Below are 26027 nucleotides of genomic sequence, written 5' to 3'. Positions count from 1 at the left end.
CCATGGCCGTGACGCGCTACCACGTCGAGCGGACCATCAACGCTCCCGCTCGCGCCGTCTGGGACCTGTTGACCGACGCCACCTCCTACCCGGACTGGAACCCCGCGGTCGTCTCCATCACGGGACCCATCGAGCTGGGCCGGACCATCCAGCTGCGGTCCATCGTCAACCCGAAGCGGACGTTCAAGCTCACCGTCACCGAGATGTCCGCGCCCAACCGGTTGGTGTGGTCGGACGGCTTGCCCTTGGGTCTGTTCACCGGCGAGCGGACCTTCCGACTCGATGAGACCGACAGGGTCACCCGGTTCTCGATGACCGAGGAGTTCAGCGGCCTCCTCGCGGGGCTCATCACCAGGTCGATTCCCGACATGACTGAGAGCTTCAACCAGTTCGCCGACGGCCTGAAGCAGGCTGCAGAGACCTCAGGCTGACGAGCGGGACCGACGACGGTCCGTCCGCGGTTGCTTCCGTTCGAACATCATTCGGTCGGCGCCCTTGAACAGCTTGGTGGTCTCCTCACCGACCTCCGCCACCGCATACCCGACGGAGCCGGTCACCGACCCGGCCGGCAACTCCGGCAGGACGGCAACGGAGGCGATGGACCGGGCAAGCCGCAGCGACATCGCGGTCGGATCGTGCTCCCGCCCGTCACAGGCCACCACGAACTCATCCCCTCCGGCCCTGACCAACAGGTCCTCGTCCCGGATGGCCTGCCGCAGCGCGGTCGCAACCAGCTGCAGCACGCGGTCCCCGACGTGGTGGCCGTGCCGGTCGTTGATCAGCTTGAACGCGTCCAGATCGATCACGAACGCCGTCGCCGGGCCGATCGGACGCCACTGCAGCCACTCGTCAAGGGCCCGGCGGTTGCCGACACCGGTCAGTGGGTCCCGACGGGCCTCGGCCAACGCATCGCGATGCTGGGCTCGCAGTGATGACAGCTCGCGACGGCGCCGCACGTGTTCCACGTCCTGTTCGCGGCCCTGCCAGATCGTCAGGTGGGCCGCCCGCAGGGCCTCGTGAGCGTCGACGCTGCCAGATCGGCCCAAGGCCATGCTGGCGAGGTGCCGTTGGTAGGTCGCCTGCAGCACCACCGCCCGGTCGGCATCGGCGGCGAGTTGGACCGCCTGACAGGCGACGTCGTACCCCTCTGCCGTCTGACCGGTCCTGCGCAGGGCCAGCGACAGCGCACTCGCCATGGCCGCCGCATGGCCCGGGGTCTCGCTGGTCAGATCCTCCATCAGCTGACTTCGTGCCGGCCCGATGGCCGCGCTGGGGTGCCGGTAGGCCAGCAGTAGGATGTGGCCACGACGGAGCAGGTGGCCCCAGGCGGCCATGTCGTCGGTGGGCAGATCGTCGAGGAGGGCCAGCCCAGCTGTGCACCAGCGCTCGGCGTCGTCCAGGTGCGCGCCGAAGCCTGCGTCGTCCGGACCATCTGCCAGTCCGGCCCGTTCAAGCTCCTGCGCCCAGCGAAGACTGTTGTCGAACAGGTTCAGGTAGCACAGCATCTGGTCTGCCTGTCGCCACGGGCCCCCATGTGGTTCGACCAGCGGCGCCAGGTGCTCCTCCGCCAGCGGATACATGGCCAAGAAGCCGTACGTCACGCCGACGTTCATGGACAACATCCGGACGACGTGCCGTGTGTGGTCCAGCGCTCCGAGCAGCGTCTCGACGGTGACGAGGTCCTCCAGCGCCAGTGGCGTCTGGTCCTGCACGACCAGCATGTGGGCTCGGAGTCCGATGAGATACCCCCGCTCCACCGCCGATGACGCGTCGGTCGTGTCCAACTCGTCCAGACGTCGCTGCAGCAACGCCACGGCGGCCTCGGGTCCCTCCTCGATCATGCAGCCCAGCGCGATGACCACCTGCAACATCGTGGCGTCGTCGGTGGTGCCGTAGCCAGCGGCGAGCAGGCGCTCCGCCTCCCGGCGGGCGGCCGCCGCCTCGCCGAACTGCACGCGGCTGACCAACTCGGCCACTCGTGGACTGGTCATCATCGGCTCGACCGCAGAATCGTCCATCCCGACCATCAGTATCGACCGTCGCCGACCGGACTTGACCAACCGGGGCCGGGTGGCGGTGCCGGGCGAGGCGCACGTCGGGATGGCACCCTGTCGGACCCGTGCCTGCTCTCATGCTCCGCCCCTGGCAACAACGTGCGCTCACCACCCTGCAGGCACATCCCCACCCCGACTTCCTGGCCGTGGCCACGCCTGGCGCCGGGAAGACCACGTTCGCCCTCGCCGCAATCAGCCGCGAATTGCTGCAGCGGCCCGCACCTGCGGTGGTGGTGGCGCCCACCGCACATCTGAAGGTGCAGTGGGCGGACGCCGCGGCCCGGCTTGGCCTGCACCTCAATCCGGCCTGGCAGACCGGCGAACCGTTCGGGGCCGACATGCACGGCATCGTCACCACCTATCAGCAGGTGGCCAGCGCGGCCGGCGAGCTGCGCGCGCGCTCCGCTGGCGGCGTGGTCGTCCTCGACGAGATCCATCACGCGGGCGATGACCGAGCCTGGGGGGACGGGGTCGCCACGGCCTTCGCCGACACCCGTCGCCGCATCGGGCTGTCGGGTACGCCGTTCCGGTCCGATACGCAGGCCATCCCCTTCGTGCGCTACGACCTCGACGAGGCCATGCCGGATGTCGAGTACGGCTACGCCGATGCCCTGGCCGACGGCGTGGTCCGACCTGTCTACTTCCCTCGCGTGGAGGGGGACATGGAGTGGGTGTCGCCCGACGGCTCCCATCACGCCGCCTCGTTCGCCGACGAGTTGGACCGGACGCTGTCGGCCCAGCGGCTCCGAACCGCCCTCTCGCTGGACGGTGAGTGGCTGCCCGCCGTGCTGACCCGGGCCAACCAGAGCCTCATGCGACTGCGACAGCACCAAGCCGATGCCGGTGGGCTTGCCATCACCATGGACACCGAGCATGCCCGCGGTGTGGCCCGGATCCTCCGCGAGCGGTGCGGGGTGGAGGCCGTCGTCACGACCTCCGAAGACCCGGATGCCTCCGCCAAGATCGGGGCCTTCGCCGGCTCCTCGGCCCCGTGGATCGTCGCCGTGAGAATGGTGAGCGAGGGTGTGGACATCCCCCGGCTGCGGGTTGGGGTGTTCGCGACCAACACCTCCACCGAACTGTTCTTCCGGCAAGCCGTCGGTCGCTTGGTGCGGGTCACGCCCGAGACGCGCGGGCAGCGGTCGATGATGTTCCTGCCGGATGATCCCCGGCTCCGTGCGCACGCGCTGGGCATCGCCGAAGCCCGTCGTCACCTGCTGCGCCGCCGAGAGGATGACGGTGCTGAGGCGGAGGAGGTCGAGGATCCGCTGGCCGGCCTCGTTGCCGACGGTGAGCAGATCTCGCTCTTCCAGGCTGTTGCGTCGACGGCGACCACTGACACCGAGGAACCGGAGTGGTTCGACACCTCGGCCTTTCCCCAATCCGACCAGGTCGGGGTCCCGCTGGAGTTGCTCCCGCCACCGACGCCAGGAGGTGTGGTGCACGCCATCGACGAGGGAGCGTCTGGCCCTGCTCCGCGGCACCTCACCAAGACCCAGATGCGACAGCGCAACGCCGACCTCGCCCGGGTGCTGGCCCGCAGGGCGGGCCTGAACCACCGATCGGTGAACGCCGAACTGAACAAGCAGTCCGGCATCTCCCGGATCTCCGACGCCACCGTGGCGGACCTCGAACGTCGGCTGGCCGTCGGGGAGAAGTGGTTGGCCAGACTCTAGGGCGGCACAACGACGACCCGCCCGAATCGGGCGGGTCGTCAGATGTGGGCGTCCGGAGCGCGACGGAGGTCTAGGCCGTGGGGCCGTCGGTGTCGGTGCCTGCGGTGTCAGCACCTGCGTCGTGGGAGGCGTCGGTGTCAGCCCCCACGTGGTTGGTCACGTCCGCCGCCTCGACCTCCGCGCGCGCCTCCTCCTGTGCCTGAGCCGCCTCGTCGACGACGGCGTCGGCGTGAGCAGCCGGAGCGGGAGACGCCTGCGCCGGCGGGGTCGGCATCGACGGGGCCGGCGGGTGTGGCGGAGCGCCGTTCGGTTGGTAGCCCGACGGCCGGTCGTTCCAGCCGAACACCGTGGCGTCGGTGGGGATGATCGCCCAGGCGGCCAGGTAGATGATGGCCTGGGGGCCGGGCAGCAGGAGCGAGAGGACGGCGACCAGACGAACGGTCGTCGGGTCCCAGCCCATCATCTCCGCCAAGCCGCCGCAGACCCCGCCCAGACGGGAGTCACGAGTGGAGCGGTACAGGCGACGGGAGGTCGTAGGGGCGGTGGCGGTTGACATGGTCATCGTGTCCTTCGAGGTCGGTGGGTGTCGCGGTGGATCCGGCGACAACAAGGACGGTACGGAACTGCACCTTCGGTGTCTGTTGGGGGTTGCCCGGATAGACCCCCATCAGGGTTTCCCCTGGTATCCCGGCGCGCCGAAGCGAGCTGGCGGCGGTGCTAGGTGGGGCGCGTCAGGGTGCCGAAGTCACCGTCGACGCGGACCTCGCTGCCGAAGGTGACTCGCAGCAGGGAACCACGCGGTGTGCGGACCAGTGCCCCGTCGTCGGTGACGGACTCGACGACCCCTTCCAGACCGCCGGAGGCCTTGAGGGCCAGTCCTGGTGCTGCCCGGAACTGTGGGCGCGCGGGTGTGGCGGTTGCGGTGCGCCGGCTGCCGGTCCCCTCCCGGGTCACCTTGGGCCGGGTGGCCCTGGGCTGGGTCGTCGTCGCGCGTCCCACGGCTGGGCGAGCCGCAGCCGAGGCCCCCACCAGTGGGGTCTTGCCGAGCATCTCGTCCACGAAGCGGGACGTTCCGGTCTGTGGCGCGATGACGGTCAGTTGGTCACCCGCACGGGTCATGGCGACGTGGAAGACACGTCGTTCTTCCTCGATCTGCGGTGGCGTCGTGGCCAGGCGATGCGGGTTGACCCCTTCGCCCGCCCCCACCACGACGACGTGTGGCCACTCCAGCCCCTTCACGCTGTGGATGGTGGACAGGGTCACGGCTGGACCACCGGGATCGGGCTGCCGGACGACGTCGGTGAGAAATCGCTCGAACGCAGTCGGCTCGGGGCAGTGGTCGGCGACCTGCAGCAGGGCATCGAGGTCGTCGATGTGGCTGGCGGCGATCTGATCTCCCGCGGAGGCGTCCAGCGATGCAGCGACATCTCCAAGGCCAATGACGTCTGCGACGTACCGCAGCACCTCCGTCGTCGGTTGCCGCTGGGCTCGGCCGCGGAGGGCTGTGAGATCCCGTTCCATGCGTTGGAGCGCCCGTCCAGATCGGCCTGGGGTGCTGTGACAGAAGTCGCCGAAGCCCTGGGGAGTCCAGTCGCGGCGGCGAAGCGTGTCGCGCATGGCACCGGGGATGGCACGAAGGGGCCGGTGGAGGATCTCTGCCAGGTCCTCTCCACCGAGGTGGTCGTCTGTCGCCAGTCGGAGGTAGGCCAGGGCCGCCCGGACCGTCGTACGTTGCAACAGCCACTCCCCGATGGGACTGCGGGTGGGGATCCCGCGACCGGCGAGGTCGGCTTGCGTGCCGAGCAGCGCAACCTTGATGCGGGCCAGCACGGCGAGGTCGTCTGCACCTCTGCCGGCATCCAGCGCATCCGCGATGACCGATCCTGCTGTCCTGGCCTGCTCGGTGGTGTGGACCCGGTGCACTGCGATCTCGTTCTGGCCGGCGTCGGGGCCTGGATTGATCTGCTTGTCCAGCCGCACGGCGTTGTTGTCCAGCAAGGCCACGGCACCGCGGACCACCGGGGCGGGGCAGCGATAGTTGACGGTGAGGGGGTGGTCCTCAGAGCCGGGGAAGAGCTGATCGAAGTCCAGCAGGTACTGCGGCGTGGCGCCCGCGTGGCCGTAGATGACCTGGTCGTCGTCGCCAACCCCGAAGCACTGCAGCTGCGGGCTGGCCAGCAGTCTGATGAGGAGCAGGTAGGCGGGGGTGAGGTCCTGGAACTCGTCCACCAGGACCTGCTCGGCGTGGGACTGCTCGGCGGCTCGGGCCGCAGGATCGACCAGCAGGCGTTCGATGGCGGCGTAGACCATCTCCGGGAAGTCGACGGCGTTGCGGTCGGCCAGGACGGCCCGATAGGCCCCGAAGATGCGGTCGAGGTCCTCGACGTCGTCGCGGTCCTCCTGGACCTCCGCCGGGTCCTTCAGCGCTGTCCGGACGGTCTCCAGCGCATCGATGTAGGGCTGGAGGGGGTCGACGTTGGCGCGCCGAGGTGGCTCGATCAGCTGCCCGAGCAGGGCTCTGACATCGCGCTCGTCGAGGACGGTGATCCCTGGCCGATGGCGCCGCAGTATCGCCAGCGCGTGTGAGTGAACTGTGGCCACCTGGGCGCGGCGGCTGCCGCGTCCGGCCCGACTCCGGGCCCGCATCTCAGCGGCTGCCTTGGTGTTGTAGGCCAGCGCCAGGACGGTGCCCGGTGGGGCCTGGCGGTGTCCGAGGAGTTCCTGGAGTCTGGCCGTCAGCACGCGCGTCTTGCCGGAGCCCGCGGGTGCCGCCACGCGCACGGACCCGCCGGGGGCCTGGACAGCGGCGGCCTGATCCGGCGCCAACCCGGTCGGGGCCGCTCCGACGCCAACCCTCCCCGCACCGGTGGGGAGGATCACGGTGCCCCGTTGCGTGTCCTCGCGGTGCAGAACCGGGTGCTCCACGTCCCATGACCGGCGTGGACCGCCGTCGATCCACACCGGGACCTCCTCGCCGTCCGCGGCCACCACCAGCGCATCAGCCGGGCCGCCCGCCACCACCCGGCCGCCGCTGGCCCGGGCGGCCTTCACCGCATGCCACCAGATCGGGGCGCCGCCACGACAGTCGAGGCTGTTGGCCCACACCAGATGCCGCAGCCGCTCGCGGGGGAAGAGCATCGTCGGGCGATGGCTGTGCACGGGCTCGGTCGACCGCTCCTGCACGGTCAGCTCAGCCGGGTCGACAACCAACTCGACCACCACCGGCGTCCTGCTGGCCCACGCCCGGTGCAGCCGGTCGATCACGGCCTGCGGCCGGGCCAGCGCCGAGCCGTCGAGACGGACGCGCTGGGCCGTCGCCAGGTGCGTGGGCGCCTGCTGGCCCTCCTGGACGATCGCGCCGCGACCGAACGGCCTGGGGGCCTCAGCCGATCCGGAGCCGACGTCCCCACCCGCAACACGCACAGCGGAAGAGTTGGCCGTGGACTCCCGAGCCCCCACTCAGACTCGGGCAGCCGCTCGACCGGCGGCCGCCTGGCCCGCCAAGAGCGGGCGGAGCACGGCTGGGCGTCCCAGCCGTCGACGCAGTTCGTTCTCCAGGCTGCGGATCGGCATCAGGTTCTGGGGCGCCCGCGGGTCGACATGAGGCTCTGAAGCGTAGCGGGGAATGGTTGCCGCCACGCGGTCGGCGAAGGCCGCGGCATCGCCGACCGTCGTATCGGGACCGATGCGCAACTCCATCCGGGCAACACACGAGCCAGGTTCCGCGACGGCAGGTGGGAGCGGATCCGACAGCGCCAAGTAGAACGACAGCTTCCGACGCTGGGGGTCGGTGCTGAACAGCGGCGTGCGTTCGCCCCGGGCCAGGTGCCGCTGGAGGGGGCGCAGCGCCACGGGCAAGTAGATCCGGTGTGCTCGCTTGGCCAGTCCGACTGCGGTCAGGGGGGCCGACGAGGCATGCAACAGGCCGTCGTACACCGTGAGGCCGTCCTCGGATCCCGGCGTCACCTGCCCGACCGCGTCCTCCAGGCGTCGCCGGGCCGCGCCGAGCCGCTCCCGCAGCGCGCCCGGGTCCCCAGCAGGCTCGGACAACCCTTCCCCACCTGTGGTGTCGGGTGGGCGGGGCCGCCAGGTCAGGTTCCCCGCCATGATCGGCCCCAGACTTCGGGCGTCGGAGAACACCCCTCGTTCGATGACCACCCGCTCGAGCTCGACGTGATCGCGATAGGAGGTGATGACACCCGCACCCCAGGACGCCACAAGTCCGGGAAACGGCTCGGCCCGGCCGTCGTCATGGATCCAGATGACCGCATCAGAGGCCTGCACACCATCGACGAACCGGACCACGTCGAACGGCGCCGTGTCCGCTGACGGTCGAATGGCTGCCCAGTCGTGGGCTGGCGCCTCGACGGTGACGTCGACCTGATCGAGGTCCGGGCCCTCATCGGCCTGCTCGCCGACCTCGTAGGGGAAGGCGTAGTCCGACTGCCAACTGTCGAGTCTGAAGTCCACGCCTACACGTCCATCCTGGTCACGTGGCTCCCGCCAGCCGATCGGCCGACGACGAAGCGCGTGGGCAGCCGGTCGGCCATCTCGGCCACGTGGGTGATCACGCCCACGGTCCGGTCCCCCGCGCCGAGCTGCTCGATGGCCCCGGCGGCGATGTCGAGGGTCTCCGGGTCCAGTGCCCCGAATCCCTCATCGATGAAGAGCGACTCGAGCGCAACCGGCCCAGCCGCAGACAGGGCGATCTGCTCGGCCAGGCTGAGCGCGAGTGCCAGCGACGCCAGGAAGGTCTCGCCGCCCGAGAGCGTCCGCACGCTGCGGGTCATCCCCGCGCTGGCCAGGTCGACGACCTCGATGGCACCGCGACGATCCAGATTCAGCTCGTAGCGGCCGCTGGAGAGCTGCCGCAACTGCGCGGAGGCACCCGTGACCAAGGATCTCGTCGCCCCGTCCAGCAGCCACTTCTGGAACTGGTCGGCCCGCAGCAGGCGCGCCAGTTCCGCGCCGACCTGGGCCTGCTCACGCGCATCCGCTTCATCGAGCTTGAGGTTCGCCACCATTGCCGCGACCTGCTCCAGCCGGGCGGCCTCAGCTGCCGCGTCGGCACGAGCCTGGACCGCACGATCACGTGGGTCCCCCTCGCCAGCCGGCACCTCGGCATCGGCGCACGCCTGTTCCATCGCCTCACGCAGCTGACGACCCTCGACCTCGACCGCCTCGACCGCCTCGTCAGCCTCGGCCGCGCGGAGGGTGGCGGACGGTAGCTGCGTCTGGCTCCACTCGTGCAGTTGCTCCCAGTCGCGGGCTACCGCGCCGGTTGTCGCCGGTGGCTCCAGCTCACCCACGGCAAGCCGAAGCCGGTCCAGCTTGGCGGAGAGCCCACTGGACTGGGCGAGCAGCTTCTCCCGGGACGCCTCGGTGTCCTTGAGGTGCTGCCGTGCCTGTCGAGCGACCGTGCGCAGCTCGCCGAGCTTGCTCTGCACCTGTCGGGCCGCGGCCAGTTGCTCCGCGACCTCACGCGGGGAGGGCTCGCCCTCCAGCGCCGCGACATGATCAGCCAGCGCCACCTTGGCCCGGTCCCGCTCGACCGCGGCCGTCCGGAGGTCGGCCTTGGCCCGGTCCAGCCGGGTGGTGAGAGCGGTGTGAGCAGCCACCGCGGCGGTCACGGCCTGGGCCGCGGAGGACACCGCTTCCTGGCCCGCGGCCTGGTCGAGCAGCAGCGCCGGGGCCTGCGGGCTAAGCGGTGTCGCGCACACCGGACAGTCCTGTCCCGGCCCCAGCCCGTCGACGGCCTGGACGGCCGCATGCTCGCGATGGACCTGTGTCTGCGCCTTCTGCGCACGCTGGACCGCGTCGGCGGAGGAGCTCTGGTCCCCCTCGAGCGTCTCGGCCAGCGCACGGATCGGCGGGAGCGCCGCATCAGCCTGTGCCAGCGCGGCGGTCAGCTCCCCGGTTCGTTGGTGGGCGGCCTGCAGACGGGTCAGCCGGTCGATGGTCTCGGGGTCGCCGGCAGCATCCTCGGCGTCGGCCACCTGCTGCTCGGCGGCTTCGAGTGTGGTCCGAGCCTGCGCCAGCGCCGCATCGGCCTGGGCGATGTGTGCGGCGACCTGAGCGACCTCCTCGGGCGGCTGGCCGATCGCCGACAGTCGTTTCACCTGCTCACGGGCTTCGCTGGCCGCGTCCTTGGCCGTGCGGAACCGCTCGCGGATGTCGAGCAGCGTGGTCGTGTCCTCGGCCAGCGAGGCGACCAGCCGGTCCAACTCGGACACCCGGTTCTTGAGCGGCTCGATCTGCGCGGCATCCACGCCGCCGAGTTGGGCGATCTGATGGGCGGTCTGCTCCGCACGGGTCTGTGCGGCCTTGGCGTGAACCCCGGCGCGCTGCTTGACACGGTCGTAGATCCCGGTGCCCAGCAGCCGGGCCAGCAGGCTCTGGCGTTCTGACGCCTTGGCCTTGAGGACGCGGGCGAAGGCCCCCTGGGGCAGCACCACGGCTCGCGTGAACTCGTCGAAGGACAGCCCGATCACCGACTCGACGGTGGTCGTGACGTCGTCGGCGGTCCCGGCGAGGGTGGTTGCGACCTGCCCGTCATCGGTCAACTGGTCCAGGACGGCTTCGACGGTGCTCGCCCCGGTCTTGGTCCGCCGAATGGTGCGGACCGCCTGATAGCGCTGCGCCCGGACGGTGAAGGTCAGCGCCACCGTGCACTCCGACGCCGCGGTCGAGATCACCGGCGCGACCTCGTTGGCGTGCAGACGCGGGATGCGGCCATACAGGGCCAGGGTCATCGCATCCACGACCGAGGACTTCCCCGCACCCGTGGGCCCGACGAGCGCGAACAGCGAGGCGCCATCGAAGTCCACCGTCACACGATCGGTGAACGACGTCAGGCCGCTCATGGTCAGCTCAAGCGGACGCACGGACCTCTCCTCCCCCGGTCGCTCCAGCCGAGCCGTCGGTCTCCGAGCCGGTCGGATCCTCGCCAGACTGCTGGAACTCCTCGTCGATCAACTCCGCGAAGAGGGCCGGCACCCGCTCGTCCGCGACCTGCTGCTCGGCGAGGAACCGCCCGAACAGCTCCTGCGGGGGGGTGCCGAGACGCTCGCCACCGGTGACGGCCTGCGCCTCTTCCCGGCTCTCGAGGCGGACGTCGACCACGCCCTCGCCGAGGTGCCCGCGGACGGTCTCCGCCACGCCGGCCGGAACGGCACCGGACAGCAGCACCCGCAGCCACGGCTCGTCGTCAGGTGCCGGCAGTTCCATGACCTCGTCCAACGTCCCGCGCAGCGTCCGCAGGGGCCGACCAGTCGTCACGGGCACGACCTCGACCGACGCCGGCCTCCCAGCCCGCAACTCGACCAGGTTGACCGAGCAGGGTTTGTCGCTCTCGCCGAAGTCCATCATCAAGGGGGCCCCGGAGTAGTGGACCGGTGGGGCCGAGCCCACCTGCTGCGCCAGGTGGAGATGCCCCAGGGCCACATAGTCGAGCTGCCCTGGGAAGGCGCGAGGGTCGACGCAGTACCGCTCGATCGAGTGGGCCTCGCGTTCGCCGCCGCCACGAGCGCCGCCGAAGCAGGTCACGTGGCTCACCAGGATCGACAACTCGTCGTCGCCGAGATCCCGGCACAGCCCGTGGGAGTAGCGGGCGAACAGGTCGTTGTAGGACGCCCCGTACTCGGCGTCGCCCCGCTGCGGGTCGAGCAGGTCGGCGGCCCGCACGGCGCTGCGGTGGTGGAGGAACGGCAGCATCGCGACGGCCACGGACTCTGATCCCGTCTCGATGCGGACGACTCCCCCGTCCTGGGGCCGCTGGACCTGGCCGACGGCGTGGACCTGGTTGGCCGTCAGGAGGTTGCGGACCGCGTCCAGCCGCCGCGGGTTGTCGTGGTTCCCGGCAACCACCACGACCGGAGCCACCTCTGCCAGCGCCTGCAGGGCTGACCACACGATCTGCTCCGCCTCGGGTGATGGGGCCTGCACGTCGAACTGGTCACCCGCGACGACGGCGACGTCGACGGCCCGATCCCGGGCCACCTCGGCGATCTGAGCGAGGGCCGCACGGTGCTCCTCCGCCCGGGACCGACCCCGTATCGTGCGCCCGACGTGCCAGTCGGCGGTGTGCAGAACCTTCATCTCCCTCACCGTAGCGAGGGGGTGCGACAGGCCCGCGGAGCCGTCCCCGGCCGGCGTCAGCCGAAGGGTCAGCCCGACGCGGTCAGCTCAGCTCGGACGCCGACTTGAGCACCCGCTGGCCGTCATCCTGCTCGATCAGGTACGCGGGCTCGTCCTCCGACGCATCCCGCGTCACCTCGTTGCCATCGATGGTCCGAGTGACCTTCTCGGTGAAGCGCTCGGTGATCTCACCGGAGGCGGTGCCGTCGCCCCACTGCCACTCCACGGTGTCGCCGATGTGATGTTGGTATGCCATGGAGACGTCCTACCCCGCATGCGTGGTCCGGTGAACCCGATCAGCCACCGCGCAAGAAGGGGTCGCTGGCGAAGACGTCGTCGTCCCCCAAGGTCACGTCCATCGCGACCTCCTCGGCCCGCGTGGCCCAGGCCGGCATGGGGAAGTTGACCACCAGCGGGGCGGGGACGCGAGGCTGCTTCAGGATCATGGTCCCCGGATTGATCAGCATGGCCCGGTCGCGCTGGCTCTCGGGCATCCAGCGGTACTCGTTGCGGGCCGCCTCAGCCGGGTCGAGTCGCCCCACGACCTTGACTGCGGCGTTGGTCACCACCGCTTCTGCCACCGCCGACGCGGTCTGCTGGGCGCCGATCAGGATGATGCCGAGCGACCGGCCACGTTCGGCGATCTCGGTCAGCGTGGACTTGATCGGCGAGTTGCCCTGGCGCGGCGCGTACTTGTTCAGCTCGTCGAGGACCACGAACAGCAGCGGGTCGCGGGTCCCCCGGGCCTCCTTGGCCGTGAACTCCTGCTGCAGCAGCGCGCCCACGACGAAGCGCTGGGCCCGGCCGCTGAGGGGCGTGAGGTCCACGACGTTGACCTGCTCGTCGGAGTCCATGACCTTGACCCGGTGCCGCTGCCAGCCGTCCTGATCGCCGCGGATGAGATGGCCGACGTGGTCGGCGGCCGAGTCCAGCCGGCGCATGAAGGCGCCGATGGAGCCGGAGGTTGCGAACCGGCCCACCCACTGCGGGTCCTCGTCCTCGGCGTAGTCCCGGATGATGCGAACCAGATCGTCGAAGGTCGTGGCCTGCTGGGCGCCGATCTGGACCCCGCCCTGCTGCAGTGGGGTGGCGAACCGGGCCAGAGCAACGGCGACGTTGCGGGCCACGGCCGTGTACTGCTGTCGCTCGTCGTCGGTGTCGGCGAAGAGCAGGCCGAGCATCTCCTCGGCGCAGAAGTCGGCCAGCGACCACCAGTAGCCGCGAACCTTGTCCTTCCGCGCGCTGGCCGGTGTCGGAGAGACCGCCCCCTTCACCGGCGGCGACCACATGGCGACGGAGTCGAATGGCTCGGCCGGCAGACCGAGCTCCGCCCACTTGGCCCGCTGCTCGACCGTGAGCTTGTTGTTGGCCTGGTCCAGGTAGAGCAGATCCTGACCCTTCACGTTGAAGATCAGCGCACGCGCGTGCTTCTTCGACCGGCCGAGAACGGTCGAGCCGCGGTGGAACAGCGAGTGCAGCAGGAACGTGGCGTAGGACGTCTTGGTCGCCACCCCGGAGACGCCGGAGATGTTGACGTGGGCTCCGCTGGTGCCATCGAGGAAGTCGGCGTCGACGAACACGGGCCCACCGGCCCGGTGCAGCCCCGCCGCCAGTCGCCGGGAGGGCTCGATCTTGTCCAGGAACATCGCACGATCGCGCTGTGCGCCCGCCACCTTGTGGACGGGATTGCCCGGAATCGGCGGCAGGAAGACCTCTGGCTCGATCCGGGTCGTGAGGACCGTCGCAACCTCGGAGGCCCGCCCGTACATCTGCCCCGCCATCACCCGCTCCACATCGGAGTGGTGCTCGAGCCCCTCGTGGAACCCGCGGACCTCCGTGACCACCCCGTACAGCTCGATCTCCCCGCGTCCCGGGACCGGTCGACTGACCGCCACGATGTCGTCGAGTTGGAGGAACTGGTCGGCCGCGACGTGGACGTGGAACTCGAGCGGTCGCGCCGCCTCTGTCCCGATGACCCGCCCGGCAACTGGCTGGTGGTCCGTCATGCCCACGACGATACGAAGTGAGTGCGACATGACCGCGGAAGTCCCACGAGGCCGAGGCCGCGCTGGTGACGGTCCCTCGAGCTGTTTCCCGACGGCGGAGGCTTTCCTCAAGTTCGAGGCCCGACCGACCGATCAGACATCCATGGTGAGTACCGCAACTGTGGGCGCCGCGCCCAGCAACGGTCCCGACCCGGGGACGTTCGCCGCACTGGGCATGCTCATCCACGAGCTGGCCCGGGCCAGCTCCCGAGCCGATGTCTTCGCCGCCGTCAGCACGCTCCTGCCGGACGTCGTTCCCCTCGACAGGGCCAGCCTGGCCTTCTTCGATGCTGACAGCCACGCTGTCGAGATCGTGATGCTCCGAGGCGCCGAGGTCGAGGACGACATCATCGCCAAGACCGATGACCTGGCCTTGACCAAGGTCGTCCGTGAGGGCGAGTCCTGGTCCTCGCTCGTCACGCCGGAGTCGGTCTACAGCGACCACCGGACCCTGGCCGAGCAGGGCTTCACGGCGATCCTCAACGTGCCGCTCATGCGTCAACGCGAGGCCTACGGGACGATCAACGTGGGCAAGAAGGAGGCCGGCGCCTACGAGGAGTCCGACCTCCGACTCCTGGCCCAGGTCGGGGACCTGGTGACGGTCGCGCTGGATCGAATCGACCTGCAGACGACCACCCTCGAGCACGCCTCCGTGGCCGAGTCCTACGCAAGCCGACTCGAGACGCTGTACGACATCAGCCAGGAGCTGGCCTCCGCCACCACCGAGGAGAAGGTCTACCGCGTCCTCTCCGATGCCGCTGAGCGCATCGTCCCGCACGACCGGCTGAGCTTCGCGCGCGTCGAGCCGAACGGCATGGACCTCCAGATCACCGAGATCACCACCGACGGCGAGTTCACCCAGGCAGAGCCGACGATCATGCCGATGTCGACGACGACCGTCGGCCGGTCCATCATCCGTGGTCGACCGCTCTACACGCCCGACATGACGCAGCGTGGTGGCGAGGACGCCCTCATGCTGTCGATGAACGGGATCAACACGGGCTTCTGCATCCCGGTCCGCATGGGCGGCAAGATCACCGGCTCGCTCAACTTCGGCGCAAAGGTGCAGAACGCGTTCAGCAAGCAGGACCGCGACCTGCTGACCATGTTCGCCCGGCTCATGAGCTCGACACTCGAGCGGGTCAAGGGCGCGGCCCTGCTGGACCATCGAGCCCGCCACGACGATCTGACCGAGCTGCCGAACCGCCGCGAGTTCCACTCGCTCATGGAGCGGGCCGTGCAGGAGCTGGGGCAGTTCGGCACCACCAGCGTCCTGGTCATCGACATCGACCACTTCACCGCCGTCAACGACAGCATGGGACACGCCGCCGGGGATGCCCTCCTCGTGGAGCTGGCCACCCACCTCCGGGCCGGGGTGAAGGACACCGACGTCTTCGCGCGGCTCTCCGGGGACGAGTTCGCCGTGCTCCTGCAGACCGACAACCCACAGGACGCCAACGGGGTCGCCGAACGGCTGCGCGAGCGGGCCGAGAACCTGATCTTCGAGTCCGGCGGACGGCGCTTCCCCGTCACGGTCAGCATCGGCATCGTCGAGCTGACCGCGGCCGGTGCGCTGGCCGCGATGCGGGACGCCGACGCCGCCTGCAACCAGGCCAAGCGAGACGGTCGCAACCGGGTCGTCTCGACCCTCTCCGACGCCGATGCCCTGGTCGGCTACCACGAAGGTGACTGGGTCACCCGTATCGACCACGCGCTCCGGACCGACGGCTTCGAGCTGTATGCCCAGCCGATCAAGCGACTCGCCCTCGACGGCGACCCGACGGAGCAGTGGGCCTACGAGGTCCTCATCCGGATGCGCTCAGACGACGGCGTGCTCATCCCGCCGGGCGTGTTCATCCCCGTCGCCGAGCACTACGGGTTGATCCGCCGCATCGACGAGTGGGTCCTGCAGCACACACTGGAGTGGTTGTCCAGCGACTTCGTGCCGCCCATGGGCATGTGCACGATCAACGTCAGCGCCCACTCGCTCGAGTCCAAGACCTTCCTCCAGAACGTCCTGGACAAGATGGACGCCACCACCGTCGACGCGAAGCGCATCTGCTTCGAGATCACCGAGACGGCCGCCGTCCGCTACGTGGACCGTGCCCTCGACTTCATCTCGGCGCTGTCAGATCGTGGCTGCACCTTCGCGCTCGACGACTTCGGCAGCGGCTTCTCCTCCTTCGCCACGCTGAAGCGCCTACCGGTCGACTTCATCAAGATCGACGGCAGCCTGGTGATCGACATCTGCACCGAGGCCGTCAACGACGCTGCCGTGCGTGCGATCCAGGCGCTGGCAGATGCACTCGGCATCGTCACCATCGCCGAGTTCGTGGAGGACGACGCCTCCCGGGTCCGCCTGACCGAGATCGGCGTGACCTACGGCCAGGGCTATGGCCTGGGTCGCCCGCAGCCGCTGGTGCTGCTGACCCCGGACGCAGCCGCCTAGGTCGACCGCTCGGGCAGCCGCTCGACCCACCAAGCGAGCAGCTGGGGGTGGTCGACCTCGTAGGCGGCCATCATCAGTTCGCCGCACGCGATCAGGTGGGCGCGCCGCTCGACCGGCCTGGTCGCCGAGTGAGCAGACCTGACCGCCGTCGCCGCCCGGTCCCACGCCGCGGCGGCGTCGGCCGTGTCCGGCGGAAGGGGGAGCGCCAGCACCTGCTTGGCCGACAGCTTGAGGGCGCCGCGGGAACGACCCGCCCCGGCGTGACGAAGCAGCGCCACCCGGGACAGCACCGGAGAGGTCAGGGCCGCGGCCAGACGCCAGGGCTGAGCGGAGCGCAGCGTGATCACCGGCGTGGTCGGCAGCCACCGCCCCTCGTCGTCGACCACGGCTTCGAGGACCCGCGTCTGCGTCGCCAGCAGCACCTTCGGGCCCAGCCGTTCCCGTCCGAACCCGTCCGGCAGGCCCGCGGCGACCGGCCGCTCCCACCGACGCTTGGCGAACCGGACCGGTGTGCGACCCCAGCGGACATCGGCCGGATCGATCAGACCGACGGGCACGATCGGATGATGCGGGATCCCGGCTGCCGTCGAGTCGGCTTCTGTCACGTGGTCCGCCACCAGGTAGTACGCCTGACGGAAGTCCGCCGTGGCCGTCGCGATCGTCGCGACGGTCGGACCACCCGTGGCAAGCGTCTGCAGGACGCGGTCGTGCGGCGACTCGTCGTCTGCGGGGAGGAGGAGGCGGGACCAGGCGGAGGTTCCGTGGTCGTCGGCCGGGACGGTCCGGGCTCGTCGGCGCAGCCGGACGGCGCACGTCGGTGTGCCGGGGAAGGCCCGCACCCGGTCACGCCACACCACGTCGACCAGCGCCGCCGCCTCGATCTCCGCCCGAGCCCGTCCGGCGGTGGTGGTTGCCATCGCCGCCTCGGGCATCACCATCACCACCTCTCCGCCCGGCCCGACACGGGAGGTGACGGCGTGGAGCAGGAACAGCATGGCCTCGTCCACGTAGCCGGACGCGGCGGGGCCGAGCAGGTCGTGCAGGGCGACCCGGCGCGCCGCGTCCCGCGCCGTGGATGAGCGGAGCTGGGACAGGAACGGCGGGTTGCCGATCACGAGGTCCGCCGGTGGCAGATCGGCCGTCAACCCGTCTCCGACCCGGATGTCCACGTCCCCGGCTCCGGCGGCGGCCAGCGCCAGCCGGGTCGTCTCGACCGCCACCGGGTCCACATCGACGCCCATGAGCGTGGCCGTCGGGAACCGTTCGTGTGCGGCCAACAGGAACGCTCCGCCGCCACACGCCGGGTCGAGGATCCGGTTCGGATCGGGGAAGCTCACGGTTCGGACCAGGTCCCGGACGACCTCGACGGGTGTGAACCAGGCACCCAGCTCGGTCCGCCGCCGATCGTCGTGCAGGACCTCACGCACCTGGCCGAGCAACCAGGGGTCCGCGATGGCCTCGGGGATCGTGGGCAGGTCGGCATCCCGGTGGTCGCGACGGCCGGCGAGGGCCTCCGCGAGGTCGGTGATCACCTCCCCGCCGGGACGGTCGAGCGCCGCCACGGCTGCCAGGAACTCCCGGCGTGCAGCGGTGCCCATCGGTTCAAGCGTACGGAGGACGATCCCGCGCGGAGGTCAGCCGCCCCAGAGTCCGTGGACCTGCCAGCCCCGATCCGGGAAGCCGACCGCCGCAGCGACCTTGGCGCTGCCGATGTTCGACCGTTCGTGCAGGTAGGTCGGCACGGAGCCGTCCGAGATGACCCGGCGGGCGGCTGTCGCGACCAGGCCGGTCGCCAGTCCCCTCCCGCGCGCAGCCGGGGAGGTGACGACGCTGAGTTCCTGCCCGTGGTCATCGTGCACCTTGATCCCCACACCGGCGAGGTAGCGGCCGTGGACGTCCCTGGCCACCAGTCGCCGTCCGTTGAAGGGCCGCAGCCACGCCGGCATCTGCAGGTCGGCCGGGTCCATCCACACGCCCACGTCGGGTACCGGGTTGACCAGGTGGGTCCAGCGGAACACCGCCGAGCCGAACACCGCCCCGCGCCGGCCCAGGATCGGCGAGAGGCGCTCCCCCAAGGTCGGGTCGGTCAGGTCCGTCCCGATGACCCGCCTCACGGCCTCCGCGGAGGAGGGGGAGACACCGATCACGTGGTTGATGCCATCCCCGACCCCCACCAGGGGGAACACCCTGCCGTCCCAGCCCGGCTCCTCCCGGGCGGGGTTGCCGACCACCTGGACCTTCTGCGTCGGCGGCCAGGCACCGACCCACTCGCGGAGATGACGGGTCAGCGCATCGGGCATCGGTGCAGCCTAGACGGCGCAGGGGTCACGACCTGTTCAGCACGTCCGTGGGTGCGCCGCGGCCACGGCGATCTGGTCCAGCAGCCTCGCGACCGCCACGGAGCGGGAGGGGCCGCGCAGTGGCTCGCGCGCACCACTGATGACATCGCGGACGTGGGCGATCATGCCCTCGTAGCAGTTCCCCGTCCCGGTCGGAACGACCTCCACGGTGCCGTCCAGGGCCCGCCGTCGGTAGCCGCTGTCCCGGCGATCCGGTGTCGCGTGGCGCACGTCCACCTCGATGGCCCCAGCCGTTCCGGTCAACTGCAGCCGCTGCTGATCAGGTGCGGCGAAGCTGACCCACAGCGACGCGGTGCGACCGTCGGCGAAGGTGAGCAGGGCGGCGGTGGTCTCATCCACATCGCCTCGTATGACGGAGGACGCAGCGACCGACGCTGCGGGGGAGCCGTCCCACTCGATCGCATCGAGAATCGGCTCGAGGCAGTAGATGCCGACGTCCAGCAGGGCCCCGCCCCCGTTGGCCACATGCCACCGATGGTTGTCCGTCGGTAGGACACCTGACATGCGAGCCTCACCGTTGACGACGCGGCCGATGTCTCCTCGTGCGACCGCCTGCTGGAGCGCCACCGACCGAGGGTGGAACGGTGACATGTAGGCCTCCAGCAGCACGACACCGGCGTCGGCACACGCGGCTGCCATCCGGGCGGCAGCGCGGGCGTCCATGGCCAACGGCTTCTCGCAGAGCACGTGCTTTCCCGCCTGGGCGGCCAGCACGACCCACTCCTCGTGCAGGTGGTTGGGGAGCGGGAGGTAGACCACATCCACCTCCGGGTCGGCGAGCACGGCCTCGTAGGACCGGGACAGCCTCGCTCCGGTGACGCAGGGCGACGCCGCGGAGGAACTGGCCTCGTGGACGACCGCGGTACCAGCAGTCGCCTGGATGGCGTCGGCGACGACCGCCCGATAGACCATCGACGTGGCACCGAGGACCCCGAAGTGCAGCGCGCGTTCAGCCATCACGAGGTCAGGTTCCCCAGCACGAGGTCAGGTTCCCCAGCATGTGGCGGTCACTGATCCCCACTTGGCTCGACCAGCTCGACCGGCCGGCCCCCGTCCCGTGCGCTGACGGTCGCCGCCTCCAACACGGCGATGACGGTGCGGACACCCGCGGGATCCACCGGGACCGCATCACCCAGTTGCAGGTGGTCGGCCAGCGCACGGTGGAACGGGAAGGAGGCGGCCGGCAAGCCGGGCACGACGGTGTCCTGCAGACCCCAGCCGGTGTGGTGCTCGGCGAAGCGCAGGCGTGCCGGGCCCTCGGCGTGGTGGTGCTCGGTCAGCTGATAGCCGTGATCAGCAGTGACGCGCTCCTCCACCACCGGTTGGTACTCACCGACCACCGTGCCTCGAGTCCCCTGGACGAGGTACTTCGGGCGCCTGACGGCCAGGACATCGGAGTCGAGGAACTCGGCCTCGCGGCCGTCAGCGAAGCGCATCCTCACGCGCACCTGGTCCAGGTTCGTCACGTCGTGCCACACCCGCTTGTGCCCCGTGGCCGCCACCACGGTCGGGGCGGCTCCACCGAACAGTTGGAGGATCTGGTCGATCAGGTGTGCGCCCCAGTCGTAGAGCCGCCCCCCGGACACCTCCCGGTCGGAGTGCCACAGGGTGCAGGGATGCTCGAAGCTGCCCACGAACGTCTCGATGTTGAAGACCTCGCCCAGTCGGCCCGACCGGATCAGGCGGGAGATCGCTCGGTAGTCGGCATCCCAGCGGCGGTTCTGGTGCACCGTCAGCGTGACGCCAGCTGAGGCCGCCCGGCCGATCAGGTCGTCTGCCTCTGCCGCGGTGAAGCAGAGCGGCTTCTCGACCACCACATGCCGGCCGGCCTCGATGACGCGGCAGGTCAACTCGTAGTGCGTGGAGGGAGGGGTGGCGACAACCACGACATCGACGGAGTCGTCGGCCAACAGGCTCTCGATCCGCGTGTGGGGCGAGGCCTCCGGGAAGCGCTCACTGGCGTCGCTGAGCCGGTGCTGGTCCAGCTCCGCGATGGCTGCCAGGTGCAGTCCCTCCACCTCGCCGCAGGCGCGCCCGTGCAGCCAGCCCATCCCACCGTGCTGCCCGTACCCGACGATCCCCAGGCCAAGCGAGGTGGTGGCAGCCGAGTCATACGCCTGCCGGGCCAATCGGTCGACGACCCTGCGGACCGCATGAACTGCCGGCAGGTCCAGCCATCCCGGCACCGCGACGCCGACAACACGGCCCGACCCCATGGGACGCTCGCTGACCAGGGTGTGGTCCTGCAGGCCCAGCGGGGTCGTCAGGACCGGGATCGCCTCGACCGTCGTCATCGCGGCCGTCCGCAATCGGCGGGCATCGTGAGGCGCCGACCCGAGATCGAGGACGGTCGGCACGATGTTCCGCGTGACGGTGTGGGGCACGGGCTCCACGACGACCTCCGCGGCGGGCAGATCGGGGCCCCGCGTCACCCCGAGCAGGTCGAGCCAGCCGGCCATGACGCCGGCCTCGTCGGAAGACGGTCGATCGGCCACGGGAACCACCACGGCCCCGCCCGCCTCGGCGTACCGTCGAGCGCGGGCGATCTCGGTCGGGCCCCAGGCCGCCGGCCGGGTCACCACGACCGGGCCGCACTCCTCGGGCAGCCCCGCCGGCTGCGCGACGGGCTGCAGGGTCTGGCGGTGGCTCATGAGAGGTGCATGACCTTGTACGTCTCGGCCAGACGACCCTCGGGCAAGCCGGCCTTCTCGGCAGCGCCGGCCATCCACTCCCTGACCATGTCAGCCAGGGTGTCGGCGCGATGTGCGGTCTGGCTGACATGCTGCCGCAACGCACTGATCTTGGTGTCGAAGAACTCCGTCACATCGACGGCGTGATCGCCCCCGGGGTGCGCCATCATGAACACCTCGGAGACAACCCAGTCCGCCAGCCCCTCCTCCTCGATCAACTCCGGGAAGGCGAACGGGTTGCGAGCAGCCGGGTAGATGGCGCGGACGCACGCCTCACCCGTCGCCATGTGATCGGGGTGGGAGGACGGCAGCCGGTCGTAGTTCCGTTCGGGAGACGGGATCAGCATCCGCTGCGGCCGCACATCCCGGATGACTCGTGAGATGTCCCGGACCAGATTCGGGGTGGGCTCGACGTGACCGTCGCGATACCCATCCAGGAACCGCACATCGGCGACGTCGACGGCCGCCGCCGCGGCCCGCTGCTCTGCCTCCCGCAGGGCTGGCATCGCCTCGCGGGGGGTGTCGTCGAAGCCACCCTGCTCCCCCCTTGTGACCAGTAGGTAGGTGACGGTGGTCCCGGCAGCGATCCAGGAGGCCACCGTGGCGGCGCAGCCGAAGTCGATGTCGTCGGGATGTGCCGCGACCACGAGGGCACGGGTGATGTCAGCGTCCGGGACGGGCATGCCTCAGGGTGTGCCCCGCGGGACTGGCTCCTACACCGGGAGCAAGTCACGGCACGCCGCACCTGTCCGAACGGGTACGACCGGGCACGTCCTACCAGGCGAAACGCACATCGCGGCCTGCAACGAGCGTGCTTTCATGGAATCATCTCGTTGGGGACACTTGTTGATGCGCCACTACCAAGAGGTCTTTCGGGACAAGACCGCCCGGGCTCTCTTCACATCCGCCGCCGTGTCCGGCCTGGGCGACTGGGTCGGTCTGGCGGCGTTGGTCGTGCTCGCATTCGAGCGTTCCGGGTCCAGCGTCGGGCCGGGCGCGCTGTTCTTGGTCCAGGGGTTGGGGGCCATCACCGCAACGTCGCTCCTCGGACCGCAGCTCGATCGCTTCGACCGGGCGCGTGCCCTGACCGTCTGCTACGTCATCGGTGCCGCCAGCGTCACCCTCCCCCTGCTGTTCAGCGGCCTGTGGGCCGTCATCGCCGCCTCGACGATGGTCGGGATCCTGCGCCCCACGTCCGCTGCGCTCCGGCACGCCATCGCCGGCAACGAACTCGACTCAGCGTTGCTCGGCCCCGTGGTTGCGCTCCAGAAGGCCACGGGCGACGTGACGGCGGCCATCGGTCTGGCAACCGGTGGGCTGTTGACGGTCTTCATCGGACCGTCGTTGTCGCTCGGGTTGGATTCGCTGACGTTCCTGGCCGCGGGCGTGTTGGTGCTGACGCTCCCTCGCGGGCGAGGCGCCATGGACGTCCGCCGGTCGCCCTTCCGGGGCTACGCCGTCTGGCTTCGCGACCCGGCGCTGCGGAGCATCATGCTGGTCATCGCCGCCATTGCGGCCGTCGGTGCACTGCCCGAGACGCTCGCCCCGGAGATCGTCGGTGACAGCGCCTGGTTCGCGGCGGTCGTGTCCAGCCAGGCGCTCGGCACCGCCGCCGGTGGTCTCCTGATCGGCCATCGCCGGGATCTCGAGCGGGCGCGGGTGCTGATCACGGGTCTGGGCCTGAGCGGAGCCCTCCTGCTGCTCGGCGCGCTCGTGGTCGGTTGGGCGCCGTGGGCGCTGACCGGTGCCAACTTCCTGCTCGGCGCGGCGTTCAGCGTCATGGTCCTCGGGCAGACCGCCATCACCCGTCGGGCACCGAAGGACCGGATCGGGGCCGTCATCGCCTCCGCCATCACGACCGTGATGCTGGCCGAGGGCATCGGCTCCGTGATCGTCGGCGGCATCTCGGACCTGTTCGGACCGGCGGCGGCCTACGCCTCTCCCGGTGTGCTGGTGCTGATCAGCGCCGGGCTCCTGGCCCTGCTCGCGCCATCCGAGGTCGACGCCCCCGCTCCCGCGGGGGAGGTCGCTGCCACATCCAGGGGATCCTCGGACGAACCCTCGCCGGGTCCGTCCGTGCGGGCGGTCGCGGAGTCTCCTTGGCCACCACCGGACGGCCCACCCGTTCGGATGCTGGTCGACCCGCCGCCGGCCGGCATCAGCCGACCTCACTAGAGCAGCACGAGGGACCGCGGGGCGAGCTAGAGAGCCTGCAGGTTGGAGAGGAAGGCGAGGGGCTGGGGCCGCCCGACGTGGTACCCCTGTGCGTAGTCGACGCCGATCTCCCGAAGACGGATGAGCGCCTCCTCCGACTCCACGAGCTCGGCCATCGTCCACATCCCCATGGCGTCTGCCAGCGTCTTGACGGCGCAGACCGCTGCCAGGTCGACCGGGTCGGAGTGGATGTCGCGGACCAGCTGTCCGTCGATCTTGATGGCGTCGACGGGTAGTCGCTTGAGCGCCGCGACGGAGCCGAAGCCGTTGCCGAAGTCGTCCATGACGAACCGGCATCCCAGGCTCTTCAGCGTCGTGATGAACTGCACGGCCCGGTCCACGTTGCGCGTGGCCGCGGTCTCGGTGATCTCGAACAACAACCGCTCGGGTTCGACCGAGGCGTTCTCGAGCAGCGCCAAGACGTCGTCGAGGAAGGACGCGCTCTCGAGCGAGTGGGCGCTCACGTTGATGGAGCACAGTCCGGTCGCCGGCGCGTCCGGTCCCGCCATCCACGCCAAGCCCTGGCGGATCACCCAGTTGTCGATCCGGCTCATGAGGCCGTAGTCCTCGGCCACCCGCATGAAGCGGCCCGGGGTGATGAAGTCGCCATCGCCGTCGACCATGCGCACCAACAGCTCGAAGATGGGCTCCATCGGAGCCGAGCGACTGCGGGGGGAGCCAAGTGGCTGGATGGGCTGGGCGAACAGCTCGAAGCGGTCGCTCTCCAGGGCATCGACGATGCGGGCGACCCAGTCGCCGTCGGCGTCGAAGCGGCCGTCAGCCCCGTGCGGCTGCCCGACCACGACCCGGTTGCGGCCGTCGCGCTTGGCTCGACTGCAGGCCGCTTCAGCGCCCCGCAGGGCCGCGTAGCCTCCGGCCGAGTCGATGGCCGCCGCGCCGATGCTGACCGTCACCGGCAGACGACGGCCCTCCCACCGAAAGACCGTCCCCTCGACGTGGGCTCTCACCTGCTCGGCCGTCTCGGCCGCGGCGGCAGCGTCGGCGCCCGGGAGGAGCGCCGCGAACTGGTCGCCGCCGATCCGCGCGAGGACACCCTCATCGCCCAGCACACCACGCACCCGCCCGACCAGATCGACCAGGTAGGCGTCGCCCACGTCGTGGCCGAAGCTGTCGTTGATCGCCTTGAAGTGGTCGAGATCCAGGACCAGCACCGACCCGGTGGCGCGTCCGCGCACGACGAGCGAGGCGTGCCCGCCGATCTGGCGTACGATCTCCTGCCGATTGGGAAGCCCGGTCAGATCGTCGTGTCGTTGCGTGTAGCTGACGCGCTCTGCGTTGCGGACACGGTCCAGCGCCGACCCCATCAGGCGAGCGATCGAGCCGAGAAGCTCCCGATCCGCCATCGACAGCGCATCCGGCTTCTCGGCGGTGACCGTCAGGACCCCGAGCGCGCTGTCACCGGCGAGCACGGGCAGGGTCAGCGCGCTGACGACACCCGCCTCGGCCAACATCTCGGCGTCGGGATTGGACAACATGCGGAGGTCGGGGCTGTACACCGGCTGACCATCTTCCAGGGTGAGGTGGACGATCGTGTCATCCAGCGGGACGGCCTGGTCCACGGGGAACCCCCGGCCACTCCCGGACATCTGGGTGACGTGGAACATCCCCTCCTCGGTGTCGACTTCGGCGTAGCTGAGGCGGTGGTTCGGGATGATGGCACGGGCGGCCCGATCAACGATCGTGTAGACCTCGTCCTGGGTCACGATCGACGCCAACTCGCCACCGATCTCGGAGAGGATGCCCAGCCGGCGGGCGTCCTCGGTCGAGGACTCGCGTGCAGCCGCAGCTTCGCCGCGGGACAGGAGCCGACCCATGGCCAGGCCGAGCAGATCCGCCAGGCGGGTGAGCAGGGCCACGTCCTCGCTGTCGAAGGGATCGTCGGTCTGGCGGGCGAGTTCGAGGGTCGCCAACTGCCGTCTGCCGTCGCGGACTGGCGTCGAGTGGGTCTGCCGCAGCGGCAGTTGGACGAACCGGTCGGTGTCCTCCTGGGAGAGGGCCAACCCGGCCCGTCCACGCAGGCGTCGGCGACGTCGGACGGCTTCATTGAGGACCAGCGGATCGACCGTGCCAGCAGTCGCCGGTTCGCTGCCACCGTCGATCAACTGGAGCGGCCCGAACAGCACGAGTTCGCGTGACTCACCGGTGACGCTGCGCAGACCGATGGCACCGCGGTCACACGGGACAATGGCGCGCAGGTGGCTGGCGACGGTGTTCAGCAGGTCGTCCTGAGACGTCGCCGCGGCCATCTCACCGATGACCCATCCGAGCACAGCCCAACGTGGCCCGGGGTCGGGCGTCAGCGGCGACGGCAGTTGGGACACGAGCCTGCATCGGCGCCCCGTGGCCCCTCCTTGAGCGCCACCCTCAGTGACCTGCTCAACT

At 70.3% G+C, this 26027-nt stretch carries 18 protein-coding genes; 4 read left to right on the top strand and 14 right to left on the bottom strand.

All coding sequences use genetic code 11. The annotated features are described in order from the left end of the window. The first annotated feature begins 2 nt into the window (after window positions 1-2). Complete coding sequence (locus tag C1746_RS04830) at window positions 3-431, top strand: SRPBCC domain-containing protein (RefSeq protein WP_116713537.1); 429 nt, start codon at window positions 3-5, stop codon at window positions 429-431. Here C1746_RS04830 and C1746_RS04825 read toward each other — a convergent pair. Then, the gene (locus C1746_RS04825) at window positions 423-2018 is read right to left on the bottom strand and encodes a GGDEF domain-containing protein (protein ID WP_162867398.1); all 1596 of its coding nucleotides are present in this window, start codon (window positions 2016-2018) and stop codon (window positions 423-425) included. The genes C1746_RS04830 and C1746_RS04825 overlap by 9 nt on opposite strands. Before the next feature lie 101 nt (window positions 2019-2119). On the opposite strand from C1746_RS04825, the gene C1746_RS04820 reads away from it, so the two are divergent. Beyond that, the gene (locus tag C1746_RS04820; protein ID WP_162867397.1) at window positions 2120-3730 is read left to right on the top strand and encodes a DEAD/DEAH box helicase; all 1611 of its coding nucleotides are present in this window, start codon (window positions 2120-2122) and stop codon (window positions 3728-3730) included. A 70-nt stretch (window positions 3731-3800) separates the two neighbouring features. Here C1746_RS04820 and C1746_RS22425 read toward each other — a convergent pair whose 3' ends face one another. From C1746_RS22425 to C1746_RS04785, 7 genes are all read right to left on the bottom strand, one after another. Next, on the bottom strand, window positions 3801-4286 hold the full coding sequence (locus C1746_RS22425; protein ID WP_205711716.1) for a PspC domain-containing protein: 486 nt from the start codon (window positions 4284-4286) through the stop codon (window positions 3801-3803). A gap of 161 nt (window positions 4287-4447) precedes the next feature. Further along, window positions 4448-7153, bottom strand: coding sequence for an ATP-dependent helicase (locus tag C1746_RS04810; RefSeq protein ID WP_116713534.1), 2706 nt, complete (start codon window positions 7151-7153; stop codon window positions 4448-4450). Window positions 7154-7189: 36 nt separating this feature from the next. Further along, window positions 7190-8200, bottom strand: coding sequence for a hypothetical protein (locus C1746_RS04805; RefSeq protein WP_116713533.1), 1011 nt, complete (start codon window positions 8198-8200; stop codon window positions 7190-7192). A gap of 2 nt (window positions 8201-8202) precedes the next feature. Beyond that, on the bottom strand, window positions 8203-10614 hold the full coding sequence (locus C1746_RS04800; RefSeq protein ID WP_116713532.1) for an AAA family ATPase: 2412 nt from the start codon (window positions 10612-10614) through the stop codon (window positions 8203-8205). Beyond that, a complete protein-coding gene (locus tag C1746_RS04795) occupies window positions 10601-11827 on the bottom strand; it encodes an exonuclease SbcCD subunit D (RefSeq protein ID WP_116713531.1) in 1227 nt (408 codons plus the stop codon). The genes C1746_RS04800 and C1746_RS04795 overlap by 14 nt, the downstream gene beginning before the upstream one ends. A gap of 82 nt (window positions 11828-11909) precedes the next feature. Further along, window positions 11910-12122, bottom strand: coding sequence for a hypervirulence associated TUDOR domain-containing protein (locus C1746_RS04790; protein ID WP_116713530.1), 213 nt, complete (start codon window positions 12120-12122; stop codon window positions 11910-11912). Between the two features lie 40 nt (window positions 12123-12162). Beyond that, window positions 12163-13872 (bottom strand): ATP-binding protein, encoded by a 1710-nt coding sequence (locus tag C1746_RS04785; protein ID WP_116715572.1) that lies wholly within the window; start codon window positions 13870-13872, stop codon window positions 12163-12165. Window positions 13873-14017: 145 nt separating this feature from the next. Between C1746_RS04785 and C1746_RS04780 the strand changes: the two genes are divergently transcribed. Then, window positions 14018-16360, top strand: coding sequence for a bifunctional diguanylate cyclase/phosphodiesterase (locus tag C1746_RS04780; protein WP_162867396.1), 2343 nt, complete (start codon window positions 14018-14020; stop codon window positions 16358-16360). Here the strand turns inward: C1746_RS04780 and C1746_RS04775 are convergent. The 5 genes from C1746_RS04775 to C1746_RS04755 are packed head-to-tail and all read right to left on the bottom strand — an operon-like array spanning window position 16357 to window position 22093. After that, window positions 16357-17958 carry an N-6 DNA methylase gene (locus C1746_RS04775; protein WP_116713528.1) on the bottom strand — a complete coding sequence of 534 codons (1602 nt, stop codon included), beginning with the start codon at window positions 17956-17958 and terminating at the stop codon, window positions 16357-16359. The two genes, C1746_RS04780 and C1746_RS04775, sit on opposite strands and share 4 nt — an antisense overlap. 36 nt (window positions 17959-17994) lie before the next feature. Continuing rightward, a complete protein-coding gene (locus C1746_RS04770; RefSeq protein WP_116713527.1) occupies window positions 17995-18660 on the bottom strand; it encodes a GNAT family N-acetyltransferase in 666 nt (221 codons plus the stop codon). Window positions 18661-18696: 36 nt separating this feature from the next. Continuing rightward, window positions 18697-19677, bottom strand: coding sequence for a Gfo/Idh/MocA family protein (locus tag C1746_RS04765; RefSeq protein WP_116713526.1), 981 nt, complete (start codon window positions 19675-19677; stop codon window positions 18697-18699). 50 nt (window positions 19678-19727) lie between these two features. Beyond that, window positions 19728-21371 (bottom strand): Gfo/Idh/MocA family protein, encoded by a 1644-nt coding sequence (locus C1746_RS04760; RefSeq protein WP_116713525.1) that lies wholly within the window; start codon window positions 21369-21371, stop codon window positions 19728-19730. Beyond that, window positions 21368-22093, bottom strand: a complete 726-nt coding sequence (locus C1746_RS04755) for a PIG-L deacetylase family protein (protein ID WP_116715571.1) — start codon at window positions 22091-22093, stop codon at window positions 21368-21370. Before C1746_RS04755 ends, C1746_RS04760 begins: the two co-directional genes overlap by 4 nt. 166 nt (window positions 22094-22259) lie before the next feature. Between C1746_RS04755 and C1746_RS04750 the strand changes: the two genes are divergently transcribed. Further along, window positions 22260-23585 carry an MFS transporter gene (locus C1746_RS04750; RefSeq protein ID WP_162867395.1) on the top strand — a complete coding sequence of 442 codons (1326 nt, stop codon included), beginning with the start codon at window positions 22260-22262 and terminating at the stop codon, window positions 23583-23585. 26 nt (window positions 23586-23611) lie between these two features. Here C1746_RS04750 and C1746_RS04745 read toward each other — a convergent pair whose 3' ends face one another. Then, window positions 23612-25966 (bottom strand): sensor domain-containing phosphodiesterase, encoded by a 2355-nt coding sequence (locus C1746_RS04745; protein WP_162867394.1) that lies wholly within the window; start codon window positions 25964-25966, stop codon window positions 23612-23614. Window positions 25967-26027: the final 61 nt, after the last annotated feature.

This window comes from Euzebya tangerina (assembly GCF_003074135.1).
Classification (GTDB): Bacteria; Actinomycetota; Nitriliruptoria; order Euzebyales; family Euzebyaceae; genus Euzebya; species Euzebya tangerina.
Note: the sequence above shows the minus strand (reverse complement) of the source record. Positions and strands in the feature narration are given on the sequence as shown.

Coding starts and splice junctions, on each gene's coding strand:
- C1746_RS04830 (WP_116713537.1), top strand. CDS start 3: ATGGCCGTGACGCGCTACCACGTCGAGCGGACCATCAACGCTCCCGCT.
- C1746_RS04825 (WP_162867398.1), bottom strand. CDS start 2,018: ATGGACGATTCTGCGGTCGAGCCGATGATGACCAGTCCACGAGTGGCC.
- C1746_RS22425 (WP_205711716.1), bottom strand. CDS start 4,286: ATGTCAACCGCCACCGCCCCTACGACCTCCCGTCGCCTGTACCGCTCC.
- C1746_RS04795 (WP_116713531.1), bottom strand. CDS start 11,827: ATGAAGGTTCTGCACACCGCCGACTGGCACGTCGGGCGCACGATACGG.
- C1746_RS04790 (WP_116713530.1), bottom strand. CDS start 12,122: ATGGCATACCAACATCACATCGGCGACACCGTGGAGTGGCAGTGGGGC.
- C1746_RS04785 (WP_116715572.1), bottom strand. CDS start 13,872: ATGACGGACCACCAGCCAGTTGCCGGGCGGGTCATCGGGACAGAGGCG.
- C1746_RS04775 (WP_116713528.1), bottom strand. CDS start 17,958: ATGGGCACCGCTGCACGCCGGGAGTTCCTGGCAGCCGTGGCGGCGCTC.
- C1746_RS04770 (WP_116713527.1), bottom strand. CDS start 18,660: ATGCCCGATGCGCTGACCCGTCATCTCCGCGAGTGGGTCGGTGCCTGG.
- C1746_RS04765 (WP_116713526.1), bottom strand. CDS start 19,677: ATGGCTGAACGCGCGCTGCACTTCGGGGTCCTCGGTGCCACGTCGATG.
- C1746_RS04760 (WP_116713525.1), bottom strand. CDS start 21,371: ATGAGCCACCGCCAGACCCTGCAGCCCGTCGCGCAGCCGGCGGGGCTG.
- C1746_RS04755 (WP_116715571.1), bottom strand. CDS start 22,093: ATGCCCGTCCCGGACGCTGACATCACCCGTGCCCTCGTGGTCGCGGCA.
- C1746_RS04750 (WP_162867395.1), top strand. CDS start 22,260: ATGCGCCACTACCAAGAGGTCTTTCGGGACAAGACCGCCCGGGCTCTC.